The organism is Microbispora sitophila (assembly GCF_014892245.1).
Classification (GTDB): Bacteria; Actinomycetota; Actinomycetes; order Streptosporangiales; family Streptosporangiaceae; genus Microbispora; species Microbispora siamensis.
Genome location: NZ_JADBGC010000004.1, coordinates 109,940 through 130,407 on the forward strand (window position 1 = coordinate 109,940; position 20,468 = coordinate 130,407).

Consider the following 20,468-nt stretch of genomic DNA (forward strand, 5'->3'; position numbering starts at 1 on the left):
CGCATCTCTAGGTAATCGGATTCGCGACCTGTGTGACGGGGAGTGCCCGATCCCCCGTACGATCGTTTCATGACCCGCCGCCTCATACGGCGTGCGGTGCCGTTGTGTGTGCTGTCCGCCGGCCTGCTGGCCGGACTCCTCCCGCGCGCCACATCGGTCGCGCACGCGCACGCAGGGACCGTCCGCGCCCAGGCGGAGAGCAGCCCGTCGGGGGACGAGGTCGCCCAGGACGCCGGCTCCTCCACCGGACGGCTCCAGCCCGACGGCTCGCTGTCCGACGTGGCGGGCCTGTCGGCCAAGGACATCTGGGCCGTGGGCCAGCAGAACGCCTGGGACTTCTGGCGCAACCAGGGGATCATCACCCACTGGGACGGCTCCTCCTGGAGCGAGGTGCCGATCCGGGGCGACGCCACCGGCGCCGGCCACCTGCGGTCGGTCGCCGCCGCCTCCGCCACCGAGATCTGGGCCGTCGGCGACGGCCACGACGGCCTGCCGTACGTCGCGAAGGGCTCGCGCGACGGGTTCGACCGCGTCGGCGTGCCGCAACTGCGCGTGGGGGACTGGCTCGGCGGGGTCGCGGCGTCGTCCGGACGGGTGGTCGCGGTCGGCAGCCGGGACGGCAAGGCGTTCCTGATGAGCAGCAGTGGCGCCGCCAAGGGCACGACCTGGAAGACCGGCCAGGGCCCCGAGGGCGCGATGTACGGCGTGGCGCTCGCGGGCCGGTCGGACGGCTGGGCGGTGGGCGACACCGGCTCGGGGCCCCTGGCCATGCGCCTGACCGGCAGCGGGTGGAAGCAGGCCGACCTGCCGGAGATCAAGGGCGGCTTCCTGCGGGACGTGTACGCGGACGGCCGCAAGAGCGCGGTCGCGGTCGGCGGCGTCTACCAGAGCGACGGCGGCATCGCCCCGCTGGTCCTCGCCTGGGACGGCAGGAACTGGAAGCGGGTGACGCCGCCGGGGCGGCGCGCCGAACTGTACGGCGTCACCGGGGACGGCGACGGCGTGTTCTGGATTTCCGGGTACGACCCGAGGCACGAGGCGGAGGGCTTCCTGCTCCGCTACGACGGGTCGCGCTGGACCACGCTGCGGGGCCCGGCGCCGGCCGAGGACCGCACGGTGCGGCTTCAGGCGGTCGCGCACGTCGGCGACCTCACCTTGGCCGTCGGCCACACGCTGGACGACAAGGGCCGCTACACCGACCTCGTGGAGCGGTTCGGCCCGCCTCCCGCCGACGGCGGCACGGTGAAGGCGGCCCCGGAAGCCGAGTGACAACAGCGGGGCGTCGAGCATGGCGAGCCCCGGGCGTGGACGCGGCCGGATCGGGGTGCGGCGCCGGGGGGCGTGCGCCGGGAGTCAGACGACCGCGCCGTCGTCCCAGCCGGAGTCGGTAGGCGGGCCGTCGCCCATGCGCACGACGAGGATCACGAACCCCGCGATGAACGCCGACACCGCGGCGAACACGATCCAGCCGTCCATGGGCCAGTGCAGCAGAGCGGCCAGGAGCAGGTAGGCGGGGCCGCCGAACAGCGCCAGCCAGGAGGCCCGGCTGAGAGCGTCGCCGTGCGGAAGCGGCGGAGGGGGCGGCGGAATGTAGTGGTCGTCGTCGCCGACCGGGGCGGGAGCCTGCTCCTCGCCGGTCCGGTCGTCGTTCCGGACCCCGTCTCCGGGAGCCTTGTCTCCGGGAGCTGTGCCGCCGGGAGCCCCGCCGCCGGGGGTGGCGTCGCCGTCGCCCGCGTCGGCCTCCTCGGTGACGTTCTCCCGGTCAGGCCATGGTTGTTCGGCCGAGGCGTCCTCGGCTGTCTCGTTGAACGAGGCGACGATCTGGCGCCAGACCTCGTCCTCGTCACTTTGCGGCGTCACGTCGATCCCGGGTCACAAGTCCTTCGTCAAGGGTACCGAGGCGTGGGAGCGGATGAACTCCAGACTCCCTTCGAAGATCACAGGCGCGTCGTTGTCGAGGGTGGCGACATGGTAGCTGTCCGCCAGCTCCCGGACCTCCAGATTGTTTCCCATTCTCGCCCGAAGGAACGCGACGCTCCCCGGCTTTACCACGTGGTCGTCCCTGCTGTGGAACACCAGCACCGGCTGGGTCACCTTGGCGATGTCGGACTGGACGAGCCTCCACAGCCGGGGGAGCGTGGCGGCGGCCCGGACGGGCGTGCGCGGATAGCCGAGCTCGCTCTCGCCCTCCTTCTTGATGTCGCCCGCCACCCCCGGGATCGAGCGTACGACGTACTTGAGCGCCGGGGCCAGCCGCAGCAGCGGCACGTCGTTGACGACGGACGGGTTGACCACCACGACGCCCGAGACGGCGTCACCGTGAACCTCGGCCAGGCGCAGCGCCATGCAGCCGCCGAGGGACAGGCCCATCACGAACGCCTCCGCGCAGCGTCCGCGCAGGTCGGCGAACGCCTTGTCCAGCTCGGCGTACCAGTCCTCCCAGCGCGTGCGGCTCATCTCCTGCCAGGTCGTTCCGTGTCCGGGAAGGCGCGGCAGGGACACCGTCAGCCCCGCCCCGGCCAGGTGTTCACCCCACGGCCGCAGGGACTGCGGCGAGCCGGTGAACCCGTGACAGAGCAGGACGCCGATATCGCCGCCCTCGTGGTGGTACGGCTCCGCGCCGGGCAGCACTGGCATGGGTGACCTCCGTGAAACGGCGGCGTGTTCCGCCCGATACTCGCACGTTGGTCAGCGTTAGTGCGAGAGGGCTGGGCGTGCGAAGATGACTGCACATCCGAGCCGAGGGGGTGCCCGCGTGTTTTATTGGGTGGTGAAGGCCATCCTCTGGCCGATCCTCCGCTTCGTGTTCCGCCCCTGGGCCGAGGGGGTGGAGAACGTGCCGAAGGAGGGCCCGGTCATCCTGGCCGGCAACCACCTGTCGTTCGCCGACCACTTCTTCGGGGCGGGATTCCTGCCGCGCAAGGTGATCTCTCTGGGAAAGGCCGAGTATTTCACCGGCCGCGGGCTCAAAGGAGTGGTGAGCCGCGCCTTCTTCTCCGGCGTCGGCACCGTCCCCATCGACCGTTCCGGCGGCAAGGCGAGCGAGGCGGCGCTCCGCACCGGACTGCGCATCCTCAGGGAGAACCAGGTGCTCGGCATCTACCCCGAGGGAACCCGCTCGCCCGACGGCCGCCTCTACAAGGGCAAGACGGGCGTGGCCCGGCTCGCGCTGGAGTCCCGGGCACCGGTGATCCCGTGGGCCATGGTCAACACGTTCGAGATGATGCCCCCCGGCCGGCCGATCCCCAGGTTCGGCATCCGCCCCGGCGTCCGGTACGGCAAGCCGCTCGACTTCTCCCGCTACTACGGAATGGAAAACGACCGCCTCGTGCTGCGCGCGGTCACCGACGAAATCATGTACGCGCTGATGGAACTGTCGGGTCAGGAGTACGTCGACAAGTACGCCGCCGCGGCCAAGACGGAAACGACCAGGGCAGCTCGCGAGAATTCCTAATACTTCCGGACCGGAGGGGTAACGTGGCGGTGTCCGCCGCGCACGTTGGGACGTTCAGACACGTCCGGATCGGAAGGCGTAGGAGCATGCCAGCACGCAGGCAGCGCACAGGGGCCCAGCCCGGCGCCGATAGGCACGGAGCGGACGACGGAGCCGACGGCCCGCCCACGACCCCGGCGAGCAGGCCCGCCGCGCCCGGCGGGGCCGCGGCGCGGTACGGCGCCGGGTACGCGGCCGGGGACACCGCCGGGGACACCGCACGGTACGCCGGTCCCAGGTGCGCAGCGCGGGACGCCGCCCGTCACGCCGCTCGCGGGTGCCCCGCATGAGCGTCAGCGAGGAGCAGCAGGCCGCCACCGGATATCTGCCGCACCGCCAGATCCTGGTCGTGCTCTCCGGAGTGGCGGCCGGAATGCTGCTGGCCGCCCTCGACCAGAGCATCGTCGGCACGGCCCTGCCGCGCATCGTCAGCGAACTCGGCGGCCTCGACAAGCTGTCGTGGGTCGTCACGGCCTACCTGCTCACCTCGACCGCGGCGACCCCGCTGTGGGGCAAGATCTCCGACCTGTACGGCAGGCGGGCGATCTTCCAGACCGCCATCGGCATCTTCCTGCTCGGCTCGGTGCTGGCCGGGCTGAGCCAGAACATCGGCCAGCTCATCGGATTCCGGGCGATCCAGGGCCTGGGCGGCGGCGGCCTGATGGCGCTGGCGTTCAGCATCATCGGCGACGTCATCCCGCCGCGCGAGCGCGGCCGATACCAGGGCTACTTCGGCGCCGTCTGGGGCACCTCCAGCGTCGCCGGGCCGCTGCTCGGCGGCTTCTTCACGGACGGTCCCGGCTGGCGGTGGATCTTCTGGATCAACCTGCCGATCGGGCTGATCTCGCTCGTCGTGACCTCGATGGCGCTGCGGATCCCCTTCACCCGCCGCAGCCACCGCATCGACTACCTGGGCGCGGCGCTGATCGTGGCCGGGGTGTCGTGCTTCCTGCTCTACCTCGACTGGGCGGGCGGCGAGATCGGCTGGACCGCCCCCGGCTCGCTGGCCCTGCTGACCGGGTTCGTGGCGCTCGCGGCCCTGTTCGTGTTCGTCGAACTGCGGGCGGCCGAGCCGATCCTGCCGATGCGGCTGTTCCGCAACAAGATCTTCAGCGTGGGCAACGGCTTCAGCTTCCTCGCGGGCCTGGCGATGTTCGGCGGCATGATCTTCCTGCCGGTCTACCTCCAGGCGGTCCAGGGCATGTCGCCGACCGTGTCGGGCCTGGCGCTGCTGCCGGCGGTCTTCGGCATCTTCTCCACGTCGATCACCTCCGGCCAGATCATGAGCCGGACCGGCCGATACAAGATCTTCCCGATCCTGGGCGGGGCGGTCCTCCTGGTGGCCATGTGGCTGCTGTCCACGATCAAGGTGGACACGCCGTACTGGCAGGTGGCGGTCTACGCGTACCTCTTCGGCGCCGGGCTCGGGTTCACGATGCAGACGATCGTCACGGCGATCCAGAACGCGGTGGACCGCGCCGACATGGGCGTGGCGACGAGCTCGGCGACGTTCTTCCGGATGATGGGCGCCGCCATCGGAACGGCGATCATGGGCGCGGTCCTCACCAACCGGCTCGCCCACCACCTGGCCGCCGAGTTCGGCGGCAGGATGCCGCCGGGGCGCGTGGACGCCAACAACGTGCAGGCGATCCAGCAGTTGCCGCAACCGGCCAAGGATCACGTGCTGGTCGCGTTCACCAGCGCGATCGACGACGTGTTCCTCGCCAGCCTGCCCTTCGTCGCCCTCGCGCTGATCGTGGCTCTCTTCCTCAAGGAGATCCCGCTCGCCACGCGGAGCACCGAAGGCCCGGCCGCCATGGGCTGACCCTCGAGTGGCCGACGTCGCAGGGCTCGCCCGGGACGGGCTCAGGTGAGGTGGGAGCGGATCTCGCGGATGTGGACCGGGGTGGTGCGGCAGCAGCCGCCCACGTAACGGGCGCCGAGCGAGGCCCACCCGGCCGCCGCCCTGCCGAACTCGACAGGATCGGCGAGACCCAGCCAGCGCCGGTTGGCGGCGTCCCAGGTCTCGCCGGAGTTCGGGTAGACGATCGAAGCTCCGTGCTTGATCAGGTCGGGGATGAACCGCGGCGCGGTGCAGTTGACGCCCACGGCGACCACCTGAGGGAGGCCCGCGAAGATCGCCGCGCACTCCTCGAACGACGTCCCGTCGCTGACGTGCGCGCCGTCCCTGCAGGAGAAGGTGACCCACGCCCGCACGGACGGCGTCTCGCGCAGGAGCCGCGCGAGCGCCCGCGCCTCGGCCTGCGAGGGGATCGTCTCGCACGCCAGCAGGTCGGCCCCGGCGTCGGCGAGGATCTCGAAGCGCTCCCGATGCCACTCGGCCAGGCCGTCCTCGTCCAGGTCGTAGTCGCCGGTGTACTCCGCGCCGTTGGCCAGGTAGGCGCCGTACGGCCCCACGCTCGCGGCGACGAGCCCGTGCCCGGCCTCGTCCCTCGCCTGCACGGCAAGCGTCACCGACAGCCGGATGAGATCGCGGGCCTTCTGGGGAGTGAGGCCGCGCCGTGCGAACCCGGGGACGCTCGCCTGGTAGCTCGCCGTGGTGGCGACATCGGCCCCGGCCCTGAAATAGTCGAGGTGCGCCTGCCGGATGACGCCGGGATCGTCGGCGAGCAGCCGTGCCGACCACAGGTCGTCGCTCAGGTCACAGCCGAGCGTCTCCAGGTGCGTGGCGAGACCGCCGTCGAGGACGATTGGGTTCATATCGGGCAACACTACGTGGTCGCGGCAGGCAACACTGCGGGGACTCGGACATGGCGTCGTCGCCGGCGGGACCAGCGCGCCGGCGCCTCTGGCCGGCTCGCGGCCGAGCCGGTGGAGGCGGGGCCGCCGTACGCGAGGGGATCGCTCAGCGGGTACGTCGCGGCCGTTACCGCTCTCCGGGCGAGGAACCGATCGGCGATCCCACGCGTTGGCGGCACATGGGGCTGAAAGGGCTCATCAATCGGTTGCTGCGCCGCCGGTCTCCCGTCCCCGCAGGTGGACGCGACGATCGGCCCGACACGGGAGGGGTGAGGGAGCCGCGGCGTCCCGCACCCACCCCGCCGTCCGATGTCATTCGCCTACCCGAACCCTCGTAGGGGCTTCGCCTTCAGCGAAACCCGAACCGACGCGGCCGGGCCCGGCTTCCCCGCCGGTGTCCCGGCCGCGCTCGCTTCAGCCCTGCCACGCCATGTGGAGGCCTCCCGCAGGTGGCGTCTCACGATCGCTTCCAGAAGGGACGCCGGCCCTCCTTGAAGCCAGGCCCGGGGCCGGGGGACGTGGAGCCCGGGGTCGCGGAGCCTGGGGTCGCTGGGCCCGTTGCGGCGGAACCGGAGCGGCCGGTCAGCGCGGTCAGCAGGTCGGCCGTCCGCCGCCAGAGGTCGTCGAGCGAGACCTCGGCCCACTCGGCCCTTTCGAGGTCGGTCGCGAGCGCGGTGAGGTCCGGGTGACCACCCACCATCTGGGCGACGACGCGCAGGCGACTGGCGAGATCCGCCAGATAGCGCCGCCGCTCCCGCTCGGGCAGCGACTCCGCCTGGCCCAGCTTCGTGAGCTCCTCGGCCAGCAGAGGCCGGATGCCCTCGAAATCCGTGACCGGTGCGCTCCCCTCGCCGGGATGCGGAAGGAAGCGACCGACGGAGAACCCGCGGGAGGCCCGCCTCGGAGCCGGTGCGGGCGCGGCGGCGTACGGCGGGGCGGGAGGCGCGCCAGGGGGTGCGCCGGGTGGCGGGGCCGCGGCGATGGGCCGGTCCGCCGCCGAACCGGAAGCCGCCTCCGGTCCGGCCGTGGTGAAGGCGGCCATCTTCGCCATCATCGGCGCGCCCGCCGCCATCATCGGCATCGCGGTCGGCATCTCCCAGCCGCTCGGCGGTTCGACCGGCTGGATCACCCGATGCTCCGGGCCGCCCTCGCCGGTGACGCGGGTGTCGACGGCCACGAAGGCGGTGAACCGGCACAGCACGCCGAAACGCAGCGAGGCGTCGACGATCCGCTGCTCGAGGAAGTGATCGCCCATGGCGTACCGGTCTTCCAGACCGCGCAGATGCGCCCGCGCCCAAAGGGCCCGGGCCGCCGGGCCGTGGGTGGGACGGCCCTCGATCCGCTCCTCCCAGGGGCGGCCGTCGGCCGTGCGGCCATGGACGGTGAGGGCTCCGGCCGGCCGCGGTCCCCGATAACGCCCGCTCACGACCAGAGGGACGCCGGGGTAGAGCGACCCGGCATGTGTGACGGTGTCCGCCACCAGGTCCATGCCTTCGGCCTTCAGCGCGACGTCGGTCACCAGCGGCGAGCCGATGCGGCGGTGGATGTGCTCCATCGCCGCGTCGAGCCGGTCTTCCGACTCGACCAGCTCGCACCGGCCCGAGCCGAGCAGGGCCAGCCGTCCGAGGAACCCGGCGTTCACCGCCCTGTCGATGCCCACGGTGTGCACCCGGACGCCGTGCAGCCGGGCGCCGATGCGTTCGAGGATCTCGTCCTCGTTGCCCACCTGGCCGTCGGTCACCAGGACGAGCACCCGATCGCGTGCCTGCTCGCCGGACAGGCCTGATTCGCCGGGCCGGTCGTCCTCCCGGAACCGGCCGGGGTCCGTGCCGGTGGCCGGCCCCGGGGCGGGGGCGCTCTGGCCGTCGAGCAGCCGCAGGGCCTCCTCCAGGGGAGCGAGCATCTCCGTGCCCCCGCGGGCGTCGAGCCGGGACAGGTGCTCGACGGCGCGGTATCGGTTGCGGTCACTCGCGTCCACCAGGCCGCCGGAGAAGGCCCGCTCCACCACCGAATCGAACGAGAGCACGGCGAAGCGGTCATGCCGGGTCAGCGTGTCGACGATCCGTGCGGCGGCGCGCCGTGCGGCCACCATCTTCCAGCCCGTCATGCTGCCGGAGCGGTCGAGCAGCAGGACGACGTCACGGGACACGGTCCCGGTCGCGTCCTCCTGCGGCGGCAGCAGGGTCAGCACGAAGGTCCCCTCGGCGTCCGCGGTGTTCTCCGTCGCGTCCTCAGCGGAGCCGCTGCCGTCGGCCGTGCCTTCGCCGCGTGAGCCGCCGTCTGTGGCGTCGTCCGGGACGAGTGCGAGTGAGGAGGAGGCGTCGAACGCCAGACGCAGGATGAAGTCACGGTCGAGCCGCTCGCCGGGCCGCAGCCTGATCGTGTCGCCCTCCCGGTCGACCTCGTGCAGGCTGGAGCGGACCTCCCGCAGGTCGAGCCCGGCGGGGTCGATCGTCGTCGCGAGCGACAGCCGTACGGGATAGGGGAAGCCGGGAAGCAGGACGGGCGGCGTGATCCGGGAGGCGTCGGGCACGGCGTCGGTGTCGGAGGACACGCCGTCACCGGCCGGAGCCCCGGGCAGCGGAGCCCCGGGGATGTAGCGGGGCGCGACGACCAGCGGGAAGCGGAACTCGGCCGCGCCGTCCTCGTAGGGGAGCGGCTGGCTCAGCATGAGGCGGACGATCACCCGCTCCCCGGGGACGATGTTGCCGACCCTGATCGTGAACACGTCGGGCCGGTCCTCCTCGGCGATCGCCGCGCGCCTGCCCTCGGCGAGCGCTCGGTCGTAGTCGGCCCGTGCCTGCCCGCGCTCCTTGAGCACACCGTCGACCACCCGGTCGTCCGCCTCCATCCGGAAGGCGGTGACCGCGGCCCGCGGCGGCAACGGGAAGACGTACGTCGCCTCCAGCGACACGTCGAAGGCGTTGCGGAAGGTCTGGACGACCTCGACGCCGGCCACCAGTCCGGTGACGCGGGCGGTGACGTCCACGCTTTCCAGCGGAAGGTTGCCCTTCTCGGTCTCCAGCGCTCCGAGCCCGGCGTCCGGCACGGGCCGGCACTCCTCCGGCCGCAGAGGTGTGATGGGAACGGTCATGACGTCATCCCTTCAGCGTCGGAAGCGTGTGGATCGAGTGCCGAGGCGTCGTTGGTGTGATGGGCGCCCTCGAACGGCCCGGCCAGGCCGAGCGTGTCGAGGGCCGTGAGGAGCGGCGCCGCGGCCCGGCGCAGCGCGGCCACCTCGTGACCGTCCGGGACCCGGTGGGCCGGGTCGAGCAGGACCGTCACTCCGGGTGCGAGCCGTACACCGTGCACGACGTCCGCGTGTGGGGCGTTTCCCTGCGCGGCGCGCGGCGTCTCTTCCCGTGGAGGCGCCGCGACCGGCAGGAGACCTCCGGGGGATGCGACGGATTCAGGAGGGGAGCCGGCCGGGCCTGATGCCGCGGAAGGCGGGGCGACGGCGTCGGCGAGATCGGCCGGGAAGTGGGCGGAGGCCGCTGTGGCGGCGGATGAGGCCGGGTGCACCCAGAAGCGGTCGCGTGCCGCCGGCCGCGCGACGTCCGCAATGGCGGGCGGGGTGCCCGCTTCCGGCCTCGTCCCGCACCAATCAGGCGTCGGCGGCGTCGCAGTGCCGGGCGCGTCCAAGAGGTGGCTCGCGGCGGCCGGGGCCGCCGGGCCGCGCGGAAGAGGCGGGGCGAGCGGCTCGGACTGCGGCGCGGACTGCGGCGCGGACTGCGGCGCGGTGAGGCCGGCGGCGCGCTGGAGCATGGCGTCGGTAGCGCCCGCCAGCTCCGCCTGGATGGCGGCGATGGACAGGCCGTCCGCCTGGCGGCGCTTCACGGCCACGAGTTGGAGCAGGTGACGGCGGCCGTAGAGGGCGACCCGGCCGCGCCGGCCCAGCGGAGGGTCGAGCAGTCCGATCGTCGTGTACCAGCGGATGAGACGTTCGTTCGGCACCTCGCGGACCCTGCCGTTGACGCGCGACTCCGGACCGTTGTCGCGAGGCTCCTGGCCGTCGTCACGCCGTTCCTGGCCGAGCAGGCCCGCCGCCCGCTCCGCCAGTTCGCCGATCGTCCAGGAATCGCTCATGCCTCCACAATGACACTGTCACAATGACACTGTCAATGTTGTCTCCGTCATGCGGCGTCATGGTTTTCGAAGAGTTCGTCTCGGCGAGGGACGCCGCTTCTTCCGCCGTTCACATGAGACGGGTCGACTGGGCGCCCGCGACGTGTGCGATGTGCTTCCGCGGGAGAAGAAGTCGCGGGGCAAGAAGGCGCGGGACGAGAAGACGGCGGACAAGCAGACACGGGACAGGCAGAAACCGGACAGCAAGACCCGGTCGGGAGCTCGCCGGGCGGGTAGGGGGAGCGGGCGGCCCCCGGCCCGGCCCGGGCTCGGCGGCCGCGCGGAACGAGAGAACGGCCCGCCGGGGGCCGGACCGGCATGACCAGGGGCAGGTCAAGGAGGCGGTCAGCGGTGCAGGGTACTTCCGTCCGATCGGCGGCGCTCTCGGCGCTGCCGGGAGCGTTGTGGCGCGCGACGTTCGCACGGCCCGGCGACGGGTGCGAGCCACCCGGCGGCGGGCCATACGGCCAGGGGGATCCGGATGGCCCCTTCCCGGCGGACGTGCTGCGGGCGCTGCCGCCTGGCTTCGCGGGCCGGGTCGTGGCGCGGTCGGGGGAGCGGGCCGGGGGAGTCGTCTGGCACGCGGCCCCGGACGGCGGCGGATGCTTCCCCGACGGGGACGGCTGGATATACGTGTCCAACTGCGCGCTGCCGCTGCTCGGCGGCGTGACGGCGCTGCGCTTCGCGCCGGACGGGACCCTGCGCGGCGGATATCGAATCCTGTCCGGCGCCGACCGCAGCGGGGCCGGCGCCGCGACACCGTGGCACACCTGGGTGTCGGGCGAGCGGACGCCGTACGGCCGGGTCTTCGAATGCGACCCGTACGGCCTGCGCGCCCCCATGCCCCGGCTCGCGATGGGCCTGTTCACCCACGGCGGCGTGGCCTGCGACCCCGATCGGGGCGTCGTCTACCTCACCGAAGGAGAGCCGGACGGATGCCTGTACCGCTTCCGCCCGGACGACTGGGGCGACCTCACGACGGGTGTGCTGGAGGTGATGGTCGGTGAGCCCCGCGAGGAGTCCGTGGCCTGGGAACGGGTGCCGATCCCGGCCCTCCCTGACCATGTGCCCCTGCGTGAGCAGGTGAAAGGGGCCAGGAGGTTCGCAGGGGGCGGCGACTGTCACTATTCCGACGGCCTGGTGTGGTTCGTCACCGAGGGCGACGGCCGGGTGTGGGCGTACGACGCCGTCCGCGCGCGCCTGACCGTGCCGCACGGAACGGCCGGCGGGTCAGGCGGCGGTGCGGACGGCGAGATCACCCTCGTCGCGGGGGACCGGGCGGTGCCGTTCCTGCGGGTCACGGGCGGCTGGACCGTCGCGGGCCCCGCGATGTCCCCGGCCGGCGACCGGCTCTACTTCTCCTGCCGTCCACCGCGGGACGCCCGGCCGGCCCCGGCCCCCGTGACCGTCGAGGTCCGCGGGCCGTTCCGCGATCTCATCCGGGCCTGAACCGGCGAACCGGCAGTCGTTCCGAACGGCGGGCATGCTCGCCGGGCGGCACCCGGCCGGGCGACGGGTGCGTCTCGCGCCGCCGGGCGCGGCAAGGCGCCCGTCGTGCTCTCGCTGTCAGGAGCAGGGCTCGTGCGGTACGGCGGTGGTGACTTTCTCGCCCGCCACCGCGACCGCCTCGATCTCGGCGGCCGTGAGCGCGTAGCCGACGTCGGCCCTGTCCATGTCCACCGCGAAGACCATGCCCATCGCCCGGTCCCCGCCCGTGATGAGCGGCGCGCCCGACATGCCGGGTGTGACGGCCGCGCCCTGGAAGGGGTGGACCTGCCGCGACACCCGTTTGCGGTTGTAGATGTCGTACGACTCGGCGGGCTGATCCGGCCGCACCGTGGCGGGAAGCACGGCCGGAGCGGCCTCGCCCTTGCGGTAGCCGACGACCACCGCGGTGGTCCGCCTGCCGCGCGTCAGCCGCAACGGCCGGGCGGTGAGCCCGGGTGCCCGCAGGACGGCGGCGTCGACCTCCGGATCGAAGGCCACCACCTGCGCGGGGAACCGCCGCCCGTCGTCGAGGACCACCTCCAGGTCGCGGTCCACGCCCGCCACGGTATGGGCGTTGAGCAGGACCCTCTCGGGCGCGTAGACGAATCCTGTCGCCTCCGTCCGCCGGCCGCAGGAGGAGGCGAACCCCCGGACCTTCACCACGCTGTGCGCGGCCGGGGCCTGAGCCCCGGCCGTGTGGCGGGCGGACGGCCGGTGGGCGGGCGGTAAGTGCTCGACCGCGGCCGTGCATCCCACCGTGCCTCCGGCCACGCTCAGCGCGAGGGCGACCGCTCCCGCGCCCCGCCACACCGATCCCAGCATGGGGATCATGGTAGGGACCGCCCGGACGGACCCGGAAGGTCACAGGTCCCTGGCCCAGATCTGCTCGTTGACGGGGATGCCCGACTCCTCGCCCGGGTGCTGCTCCACCAGTTCGAACCCCGCGGCCTGGTAGATCCGGCGGGCGCTCGCGAGCGCGTCGCGGGTCCAGAGCATGATCCGCCGGTAGCCGGCCGCCGTGGCGAAGCGCAGGCACTCCTCGACCAGCCGCCCGCCGATGCCCATGCCGCGCGTGGACGGCTCGACCAGCAGCAGGCGGAGCTGGGCCGTCGTGTCGTCCTTGCGCACGCAGAAGACGCATCCCACCGGCTCGCCGCGCACCTCGGCGATCCAGCCCGCCTCCCTGCGGGGGTCGTGGTTCTCGACGTACTCGGCGACGATCCGCGCGACCAGGGCCTCGAACGCGGCGCCCCAGCCGTACTCCTCGCTGTAGAGGACCCCGTGCCGGTGCACCACCCAGCCGAGGTCGCCCGCCCGCGGCGGCCTGATCACGTACGGCTCGCGCCGCTCGGCGGGCTCGAGCAGGCTCCGCACGGTGCCCATCGCGGAGACGAGCCGCCGGCGTTCGGGATCGGTCAGCTTCGCCAGCAGGGTCTCGATCTCGGCGCCCGAGCGCCGGTCGAGCGCGGCGAAGGTGTCGCGGCCCTTTGCGGTGAGCCGTACGACCTGGCGGCGGGCGTCCTCGGCCGAACGCTCGCGGGACACGAGCCCGTCGCTCTCGAACCTGGCGAGGATCCGGCTCAGGTAGCCGGGGTCGAGACCGAGCATGGCCCTGATGTCGGCGGCGTCGGCCGCCTCCCGGGTGCCGAGTTCGAACAGCACCCGCGCCTCGGTCAGGGAGTAGGGGGTGTCGTGCATTCCCGCCCCGAGCACGCCGATGACGGACGTGTAGAAGCGGTTGAACGCGCGTACTTCCGGAACGATGTCCATTTTTCCCTTGCCTAACTCAAGGAAATGATTGACGCAGTCAAACATAGAACCGCGGCGAGCCGTTGGGAAGACGCCTCTTACGATGCGGACGGTCTCGCCGTGCGAGACTGAGTTGGTCTGGTCGGCCGGGTGGCGTAGCCTCTCCTTTTGGTCTAGACCATTGAGATAGGCTCAGGCAGAATGCGGTGCGGTGGAGCGCCGGGGTCTGCGTCGGGCCGGCCGCGCCTTTCCACGCGAAATCCCAGATGGAGGAAGAACCCGTCATGCGTATTGGAGTCCTGACCGGAGGCGGCGACTGCCCCGGGCTGAACGCGGTGATCCGCGGCGTCGTCCGCAAGGGCGTCGGCGTGTACGGGCACGAGTTCGTCGGATTCCGGGATGGCTGGCGTGGCCCTCTGGAGGGCGACACCATGCCGCTCGACATCCAGGCCGTCCGGGGCATCCTGCCGCGCGGCGGCACGATCCTCGGCTCCTCCCGCACGAACCCGATCAAGATCGAGGGCGGCGTCGAGCGGATCAAGGAGAACCTCGCCGCGCAGGGTGTCGACGCGCTCATCGCCATCGGCGGTGAGGACACGCTGGGCGTGGCCAAGCAGCTGTTCGACCGCGACGTGAAGGTCGTCGGCGTGCCCAAGACGATCGACAACGACCTCAACGCCACCGACTACACCTTCGGCTTCGACACCGCGGTCAACATCGCGATGGAGGCCATCGACCGGCTGCACACCACCGCGGAGTCGCACCACCGCGCGCTGATCTGCGAGGTCATGGGCCGCCACGCGGGCTGGATCGCGCTGCACGCGGGCATGGCCGCCGGCGCCAACGTCATCCTCATCCCCGAGAAGCCGTTCGACATCGAGAAGGTCTGCGCCTACGTCGAGTCGCGGTTCAAGACCCGTTACGCGCCGATCATCGTCGTCGCCGAGGGCGCCCACCCGCTCGAGGGCCAGATGGCGCTGCAGGCGGGCGAGCTGGACGCGTTCGGCCACGTGCGTCTCGGCGGCATCGGTGAGGTCCTCGCCAAGGAGATCGAGAAGCGCACCGGCAAGGAGGCCCGCACCACGGTCCTCGGCCACATCCAGCGCGGCGGCACGCCGACCGCCTACGACCGCGTTCTCGCGACCCGCTTCGGCCTCGGCGCGATCGACGCGGTGCACGAGGGCGACTTCGGCAAGATGGTCGCGCTGCGCGGCACCGACATCGTCCGCGTGGCCCTCGCCGAGGCGACCGCCGAGCTCAAGACCGTGCCGGTCTCCCGCTACGAGGAGGCCGAGGTCTTCTTCGGCTGATCGGTCGCGGGCCCGTCACCGCGGCCCGCGCACGATCCGGTACGGCTCCCGCGTCGCCCCGCGGGAGCCGTACGCATGCGAGGCCCCGAACGGATCCAAGTGAACCGCGGGCGCGCGGCGATTGCCCGAGTATGTGAGCGGAGGGCCCGGCCCTCCCGGCTCGATCAGGAGAGGGCGCCGCGCGATGGGCATCGAGGGACCGTTCTGGCGGGCGATCGCGGTCTTCCGCGTGGCGTCGCTCGCGTACGCGGCACTGCTCGTGCTCAGGGCGGGCGGCTACGCCCGTCCCGCCGTGGCCTGGGCCGTCGTCGGCGTGATGGCCGCCTGGACGGTCGTCACGCTCGTCCCGCGTCCCGCCGCGCGGCGGGGGCCGCTGCTGGCCGCCGACCTCGTCGTCACGGCGGGCTGCCTGCTGGCCACGCCGTACGCGCAGAGCCGCGGCGACATGCTGGCCGGGGCGATCCCGATCACGGCGACCTGGGTGGCAGGGCCCGTCCTGGCGTACGGCGTGGCGCGGGGACGCCGCGCCGGTGCGGTCGCCGCCGCGGTCATGTCGGCGGCCGACCTGTGGCTGCGCAGCGGCAACGGGGTCGACCTCGCCTCGATCCCGGTGAACGGCGCCGTGCTCATGTTCATGGCCGGAGTCGTCGTCGGGCACGTCGCCCGGCTCGCGCGGGAGGCCGAGGCGCGCATGCGGCGCGCCGCGCGGATCGAGGCCGCGGGCCGCGAGCGGGAGCGGCTGGCCCGGGGCATCCACGACTCGGTGCTCCAGGTGCTGGCCCTGGTGCAGCGCAGGGGCGCGGAGATCGGCGGCGAGGCGGCCGAGCTGGGCAGGCTCGCGGGGGAGCAGGAGGCGGCGCTGCGGGCGCTGGTGCAGGCCCCGCCCGTCGTGGACGCGCCGGACCCCGCCGCGCCGCCCGGTCTTCGCGGCCGGCTCCGGTCGCCGGCGCGGCCTCGCGGTCCGCTCGCCGGCGAAGGGAATTCTCCTGGACCGGACCTCACGGCGGAGCGCGAGGTCGATCTGCGTGACCTGCTGCGGCCGTACGGCACGTCCCGGGTGACCGTGTCCGCGCCGGCGACACCGCTGCCGCTGCCGGCCGAGAGCGCGCGGGAGGTGGCGGCGGCCGTCGGCGCGGCCCTCGACAACGTCGTACGGCACTGCCCCGAGGACACCCGCGCGTGGATACTCGCGGAGGAGGACGCCGGCGCGGTCGTCGTCACCGTACGCGACGACGGACCGGGCATTCCCGAGGGCCGGCTGGAGCAGGCGGCCCGGGAGGGACGCATGGGCGTGGCCCGCTCGATCCGGGGCCGCGTGGCCGACCTCGGCGGCAGGGTGGCGATCACCTCGTCGCGGACGGGAACGGAGATCGAGCTGTCGGTCCCGCTGTGGGCGGACGAAGGAAACGAGAGGCGGTCGTGAGCGGAGACGAACGGCTGCGCGCGAATGATCCCGCGCGCTCGCCCGCGGTGGCAGGGGCGGAGGACGAGGTGGCGGCCGGCGGCCGGGAACGCCCGCGGGTGCGGGTCATGGTGGTGGACGACCACCCGATGTGGCGGGAGGCGGTCGCCCGCGACCTGACCGAGGCCGGGTACGACGTCGTCGCCGCCACCGGGGAGGGCCGCCAGGCGCTGCGCGTCGCGGCGGCGGTGCGGCCGGACGTGGTGGTGCTCGACCTGCGGCTGCCCGACCTGCCGGGGGTGGAGGTGGCCCGGGGGCTCGGCGCGTCCGCGGCCCCGCCGCGCGTGCTCGTCCTGTCGGCCAGCGCCGAGGAGGCGGACGTGCTGGAGGCGGTCAAGGCGGGCGCCTCCGGATACCTCGTGAAATCGGCGAGCCGGGAGGAGTTCCTGGACGCGGTCCGGCGCACCGCCGAGGGCGACGCCGTCTTCACTCCCGGCCTGGCCGGGCTCGTGCTGGGGGAGTACCGCAGGCTGGCCCACCGGGCGCCCGGCCCCGGCCGGGACGCGGAGCGGGACGGCCCCCGGCTGACCGACCGGGAGACCGAGGTGCTGCGCATGGTCGCCAAGGGACTGACCTATCGGCAGATCGCCGAACGTCTGGTGCTGTCGCATCGCACCGTGCAGAACCACGTGCAGAACACGCTGAGCAAGCTCCAGCTCCACAACCGGGTCGAGCTGGTCCGCTACGCGATAGAGAAGGGCCTGGCCGAACTCGACTAGGGCTGTCGCGACGGCGGCATTACAGTGGGGAAGCCCGCGTCGCGGTGACGCGTTGTCCTTGGAGTATGTCCCCCCGGCCGTGCCCTCCCCGGCGTGACGGCCGTCCATGTCCGTCCGGAGGTTTCCACAGATGACCATGACCGCCCTCGGAGAGCCCTCGGTGCTGCTCAAGTTAGGCGAGGTGGTTCTGAAGGGCCGGAACCGCGAGATCTTCGAGATGCGCCTGCGGGCGAACATCAAGCACGCTCTCAAGGACCACCGGGTCGACATCCGCCAGCGGCACGGGGTGATCGCCCTGTTCCTGCCCGCGGGGACCGAAGTGGAGGAGGCCGAGACGGTGGCGGCCCGCGTGGCCGACGTGCCCGGGATCGTGCTGGTCCACCTGGCCTGGCGGGTGCCGAAGGACCCGGACGCGATCACCAAGGCCGCGATCGAGCTGATCAGGGACAGCGACGAGGTGGCCCGCAAGGCGCGCTTCGCCGTACGGTCGCGGCGTCGCGACAAGCGCTTCCCGCTGCGCTCCAACGAGCTCGACCGCGTGGTCGGCGGGGCGATCAACGACACCTACGGGCTGCCGGTCGATCTGAGCAGGCCGGAGCTGACCGTGCACATCGAGGTGGACAAGGACGAGGCGTTCCTGTTCACCGGGGGCCGGCCGGGCCAGGGCGGCCTTCCGGTCGGCTCCAGCGGCCGGGCGCTGGCGCTGCTGTCCGGCGGCATCGACTCGCCGGTCGCCGCCTACCGCATGATGCGGCGCGGCCTGCGGGTGGACTTCCTGCACTTCTCCGGCATCCCGTTCACCACCTCGGAGTCGATCTACAAGGCGTACGCGCTGGTGCGCAACCTGGACAAGTTCCAGGGCAAGTCGCGGCTGTGGGTGGTGCCGTTCGGCAAGGCGCAGCAGTCGATCAGGAACTCCGGCCAGGACCGGCTCGCGGTGATCGCGCAGCGGCGGCTGATGCTCAAGACGGCCGAGGAGGTCGCCCACCGCATCCACGCCGAGGCGCTGGTCACCGGCGACAGCCTCGGCCAGGTCTCCTCGCAGACCCTGGCCAACATCACGGCCCAGGATCACGCCGTGGACCTGCCGATCCTGCGTCCGCTGATCGGCCTGGACAAGACCGAGATCATGGCAGAGGCCCGCCGGATCGGGACGCTGGAGATCTCCGAGCTGCCCGACGAGGACTGCTGCACGCTGCTCGCGCCCCGGCAGGCCGAGACCCGCGCGAAGATCGAGGACCTGAAGCAGATCGAGCGGCGCCTGGACGCCGAGGACCTCGCCGCCCAGCTGGCCGACTCGATCCAGCCGTACAAGCTCGACGTCTGAGACGGCGTTCGTCCTCCGGCCCGTTCTCGTCCCGGCGGTGCCCGGGACCGCCTGCCGCGGTCCCGGGCCCCGCTGGGAGGCGCTCTGGCGGGGACGGGTTCAGGCGGGGATCGGGGACGCCGCCGTCGCCCCGGTGGTCGTGACGGTCGCGGTGCGGCCCACCAGCGGGGGGAAGTCGCGCATGACCGCCGCGAGGTCGTCCAGGTCGGCGTTCACCAGGGCCTGCGGGCCGTCGCACAGGGCCTGCTCGGGATGGGGGTGCACGTCGACGATCAGGCCGTCGGCCCCGATCGCGACCGCGGCCCGCGACAGCGGCAGCACGAGGTCGCGCCGGCCGCCGGAGTGCGACGGGTCCACGATCACCGGCAGGTGCGACAGCCGCTGCACGACCGGGACCGCGGAGATGTCGAGCGTGTTGCGGGTGGCGGGTTCGTAGGTGCGGATGCCCCGCTCGCACAGCACGATGTCGAGGTTGCCGCGCTGGGCGACGTACTCGGCCGCCATCAGCCACTCCTCGATGGTCGCCGTCATGCCCCGCTTCAGCATGACCGGCTTGCCCGCCGCGCCGACGGCCTGCAGCAGCGCGAAGTTCTGCGCGTTGCGGGTGCCGACTTGCAGCATGTCGGCGTACGACGCCACGAGCGCCACGTCGTGGGCGTCGACGACCTCGGTGACGATCGGCAGACCGGTCTCCTCGCGCACCTCGGCCAGGATGCGCAGGCCCTTCTCGCCCAGCCCCTGGAAGGCGTACGGCGAGGTGCGCGGCTTGAAGGCGCCGCCGCGCAGCAGCGTCGCGCCCGCCGCCTTGGCCATCAGCGCGGCCTCCAGCGTCTGCTCCGGCGTCTCGACCGCGCACGGGCCCGCGATCAGGGTGACGGTGTCCGGGCCGATCGGCACGCCGCGCACGGTCACCGTGGAGCGTTGGGGATGGTTCTCCCTGCTCACGAGCTTGTACGGCGTGGAGACCCGCACGACGTCCGCGACGCCCGGCATGGCGCGCAGGTTCAGTGTGGCGAACTGCTCGACGTCGCCGATGAGGCCGATGATCGTGCGGTTCACGCCGCGGCTCGCGAACGCCTCCCCTCCGGCGGCGGTGACGAGGTCGGCGATCGCCTCGATGTCGTCCTGCGTGGCCTCGGGGGTCATGACGATGACCATGGTCACTCCTGTTGCTGTCGACGGTGCGGGTCCGGAAAAACGACGAAGGCCCCGGGTCCGTGTGGACCCGGGGCCTTCGTTCGCCGTGGCTGTCAGCGCAGCGCATGGAGGCGATCGGTCCTCACGGGTCCGTCGCCATACCAAAACGACCAAGCGGTGCGCATGTGACGCAATATAGCGCACGCTTCCTTGATCGTGCCGCACCCGCACCTCCCGGGGTCCGGTGCGGTCGTCCTGCGGGCGGATGGCAGGATGGCACGCGTGCCGGAGAAACCTGAGGAGGAGACGCGCCTGCCGCCGGGCCAGTACGTCCCGCGCGGACGGCCCGTCGTCCACTACGGGAGGGTCCCGGCGTTCCGCCCTGAGACCTGGCGTTTCCAGGTGTTCGGCGCCACGGCCTCGGGCCGGGTCCACGAGTTCTCATGGGAGGAGTTCGCCGCGCTGCCCAGGGCTACGGTCGTGGCGGACTTCCACTGCGTCACCAAGTTCTCCCTCATGGGCAACGAGTGGGGCGGCGTTCCCACGTCGGCGCTGCTCGACCGCGTCCCCCCGGCGCCGGGCGTGCGCCACGTCATGGTCTGGGCCGAGTACGGCTTCAGCGCCAACATGCGCATGTCCGACTTCGACCGCCCGACCACGCTGTTCGCCACGCACCTCGACGAGAATCCGCTGTCCCCCGAGCGCGGCTACCCCGTACGGATCGTGGTGCCGCACCTGTACGCCTGGAAGAGCGTGAAGTGGGTGCGCGCGGTCGAGTACCTGACCGAGGACCGGCGCGGCTTCTGGGAGGAGCGCGGCTACCACAACGTGGCCGATCCCTGGAAGGAGCAGCGCTACTCATACCAGGAGGACCCGGGCGACGGCCCTCCGTGAGGCC

At 72.6% G+C, this 20,468-nt stretch carries 17 protein-coding genes; 9 read left to right on the forward strand and 8 right to left on the reverse strand.

Annotation, left to right across the window (positions count from 1 at the left end; translation table 11 throughout):
• The first annotated feature begins 69 nt into the window (after positions 1-69).
• Entirely contained in the window at positions 70-1,269 is a 1,200-nt protein-coding gene (locus tag IL992_RS08560; RefSeq protein WP_193202784.1) for a beta propeller repeat protein, read from the forward strand.
• A gap of 84 nt (positions 1,270-1,353) precedes the next feature.
• Here IL992_RS08560 and IL992_RS08565 read toward each other — a convergent pair whose 3' ends face one another.
• Positions 1,354-1,860 (reverse strand): hypothetical protein, encoded by a 507-nt coding sequence (locus IL992_RS08565; protein ID WP_193202785.1) that lies wholly within the window; start codon positions 1,858-1,860, stop codon positions 1,354-1,356.
• Between the two features lie 12 nt (positions 1,861-1,872).
• Positions 1,873-2,637: an alpha/beta hydrolase gene (locus IL992_RS08570; RefSeq protein ID WP_193202786.1), complete on the reverse strand. Its 765-nt coding sequence runs from the start codon at positions 2,635-2,637 to the stop codon at positions 1,873-1,875.
• Positions 2,638-2,755: 118 nt separating this feature from the next.
• Here IL992_RS08570 and IL992_RS08575 point away from each other — a divergent pair, with 118 nt between their 5' ends.
• Both IL992_RS08575 and IL992_RS08580 read left to right on the forward strand, forming a co-directional pair.
• On the forward strand, positions 2,756-3,454 hold the full coding sequence (locus IL992_RS08575; RefSeq protein ID WP_193202787.1) for a lysophospholipid acyltransferase family protein: 699 nt from the start codon (positions 2,756-2,758) through the stop codon (positions 3,452-3,454).
• 325 nt (positions 3,455-3,779) lie between these two features.
• On the forward strand, positions 3,780-5,318 hold the full coding sequence (locus IL992_RS08580; protein ID WP_193202788.1) for an MDR family MFS transporter: 1,539 nt from the start codon (positions 3,780-3,782) through the stop codon (positions 5,316-5,318).
• Between the two features lie 41 nt (positions 5,319-5,359).
• On the opposite strand, the gene mmuM is transcribed toward IL992_RS08580, so the two are convergent.
• The 3 genes from mmuM to IL992_RS45940 form a co-directional block, all read right to left on the reverse strand.
• Entirely contained in the window at positions 5,360-6,214 is an 855-nt protein-coding gene (gene mmuM / locus IL992_RS08585) for a homocysteine S-methyltransferase (protein ID WP_193202789.1), read from the reverse strand.
• A gap of 496 nt (positions 6,215-6,710) precedes the next feature.
• Positions 6,711-9,347 (reverse strand): VIT domain-containing protein, encoded by a 2,637-nt coding sequence (locus IL992_RS08590; protein ID WP_193202790.1) that lies wholly within the window; start codon positions 9,345-9,347, stop codon positions 6,711-6,713.
• Positions 9,344-10,339, reverse strand: coding sequence for a MerR family transcriptional regulator (locus IL992_RS45940; protein ID WP_226872568.1), 996 nt, complete (start codon positions 10,337-10,339; stop codon positions 9,344-9,346). Before IL992_RS45940 ends, IL992_RS08590 begins: the two co-directional genes overlap by 4 nt.
• A gap of 390 nt (positions 10,340-10,729) precedes the next feature.
• Between IL992_RS45940 and IL992_RS08600 the strand changes: the two genes are divergently transcribed.
• Positions 10,730-11,827 (forward strand): alkaline phosphatase PhoX, encoded by a 1,098-nt coding sequence (locus IL992_RS08600; protein WP_319018430.1) that lies wholly within the window; start codon positions 10,730-10,732, stop codon positions 11,825-11,827.
• A gap of 117 nt (positions 11,828-11,944) precedes the next feature.
• Here the strand turns inward: IL992_RS08600 and IL992_RS08605 are convergent, their stop codons facing one another.
• Together IL992_RS08605 and IL992_RS08610 are read right to left on the reverse strand one after the other, a co-directional pair.
• On the reverse strand, positions 11,945-12,688 hold the full coding sequence (locus tag IL992_RS08605; protein WP_193202792.1) for a trypsin-like peptidase domain-containing protein: 744 nt from the start codon (positions 12,686-12,688) through the stop codon (positions 11,945-11,947).
• A gap of 39 nt (positions 12,689-12,727) precedes the next feature.
• Positions 12,728-13,636, reverse strand: a complete 909-nt coding sequence (locus IL992_RS08610; protein ID WP_193202793.1) for a bifunctional helix-turn-helix transcriptional regulator/GNAT family N-acetyltransferase — start codon at positions 13,634-13,636, stop codon at positions 12,728-12,730.
• 263 nt (positions 13,637-13,899) lie between these two features.
• Here IL992_RS08610 and IL992_RS08615 point away from each other — a divergent pair, with 263 nt between their 5' ends.
• The 4 genes from IL992_RS08615 (at position 13,900) to thiI (ending at position 18,433) form a co-directional block, all read left to right on the forward strand.
• Positions 13,900-14,925, forward strand: a complete 1,026-nt coding sequence (locus tag IL992_RS08615) for a 6-phosphofructokinase (protein ID WP_193202794.1) — start codon at positions 13,900-13,902, stop codon at positions 14,923-14,925.
• Positions 14,926-15,109: 184 nt separating this feature from the next.
• Positions 15,110-16,348 carry a MacS family sensor histidine kinase gene (macS, locus tag IL992_RS08620; RefSeq protein WP_193202795.1) on the forward strand — a complete coding sequence of 413 codons (1,239 nt, stop codon included), beginning with the start codon at positions 15,110-15,112 and terminating at the stop codon, positions 16,346-16,348.
• 107 nt (positions 16,349-16,455) lie between these two features.
• Positions 16,456-17,106 carry a response regulator gene (locus IL992_RS08625; protein WP_193203054.1) on the forward strand — a complete coding sequence of 217 codons (651 nt, stop codon included), beginning with the start codon at positions 16,456-16,458 and terminating at the stop codon, positions 17,104-17,106.
• Between the two features lie 130 nt (positions 17,107-17,236).
• Positions 17,237-18,433: a tRNA uracil 4-sulfurtransferase ThiI gene (gene thiI / locus IL992_RS08630; RefSeq protein WP_193202796.1), complete on the forward strand. Its 1,197-nt coding sequence runs from the start codon at positions 17,237-17,239 to the stop codon at positions 18,431-18,433.
• A 99-nt stretch (positions 18,434-18,532) separates the two neighbouring features.
• On the opposite strand, the gene aroF is transcribed toward thiI, so the two are convergent.
• Complete coding sequence (aroF, locus tag IL992_RS08635; RefSeq protein ID WP_193202797.1) at positions 18,533-19,591, reverse strand: 3-deoxy-7-phosphoheptulonate synthase; 1,059 nt, start codon at positions 19,589-19,591, stop codon at positions 18,533-18,535.
• A 252-nt stretch (positions 19,592-19,843) separates the two neighbouring features.
• Between aroF and IL992_RS08640 the strand changes: the two genes are divergently transcribed.
• Complete coding sequence (locus tag IL992_RS08640; protein WP_193202798.1) at positions 19,844-20,464, forward strand: molybdopterin-dependent oxidoreductase; 621 nt, start codon at positions 19,844-19,846, stop codon at positions 20,462-20,464.
• The last annotated feature ends 4 nt before the right edge of the window (positions 20,465-20,468 follow it).

Coding starts and splice junctions, on each gene's coding strand:
- IL992_RS08560 (WP_193202784.1), top strand. CDS start 70: ATGACCCGCCGCCTCATACGGCGTGCGGTGCCGTTGTGTGTGCTGTCC.
- IL992_RS08570 (WP_193202786.1), bottom strand. CDS start 2,637: ATGCCAGTGCTGCCCGGCGCGGAGCCGTACCACCACGAGGGCGGCGAT.
- IL992_RS08580 (WP_193202788.1), top strand. CDS start 3,780: ATGAGCGTCAGCGAGGAGCAGCAGGCCGCCACCGGATATCTGCCGCAC.
- mmuM (WP_193202789.1), bottom strand. CDS start 6,214: ATGAACCCAATCGTCCTCGACGGCGGTCTCGCCACGCACCTGGAGACG.
- IL992_RS08590 (WP_193202790.1), bottom strand. CDS start 9,347: ATGACCGTTCCCATCACACCTCTGCGGCCGGAGGAGTGCCGGCCCGTG.
- IL992_RS45940 (WP_226872568.1), bottom strand. CDS start 10,339: ATGAGCGATTCCTGGACGATCGGCGAACTGGCGGAGCGGGCGGCGGGC.
- IL992_RS08605 (WP_193202792.1), bottom strand. CDS start 12,688: ATGCTGGGATCGGTGTGGCGGGGCGCGGGAGCGGTCGCCCTCGCGCTG.
- IL992_RS08610 (WP_193202793.1), bottom strand. CDS start 13,636: ATGGACATCGTTCCGGAAGTACGCGCGTTCAACCGCTTCTACACGTCC.
- IL992_RS08615 (WP_193202794.1), top strand. CDS start 13,900: ATGCGTATTGGAGTCCTGACCGGAGGCGGCGACTGCCCCGGGCTGAAC.
- macS (WP_193202795.1), top strand. CDS start 15,110: ATGGGCATCGAGGGACCGTTCTGGCGGGCGATCGCGGTCTTCCGCGTG.
- IL992_RS08625 (WP_193203054.1), top strand. CDS start 16,456: ATGGTGGTGGACGACCACCCGATGTGGCGGGAGGCGGTCGCCCGCGAC.
- thiI (WP_193202796.1), top strand. CDS start 17,237: ATGACCATGACCGCCCTCGGAGAGCCCTCGGTGCTGCTCAAGTTAGGC.
- aroF (WP_193202797.1), bottom strand. CDS start 19,591: ATGGTCATCGTCATGACCCCCGAGGCCACGCAGGACGACATCGAGGCG.
- IL992_RS08640 (WP_193202798.1), top strand. CDS start 19,844: ATGGCACGCGTGCCGGAGAAACCTGAGGAGGAGACGCGCCTGCCGCCG.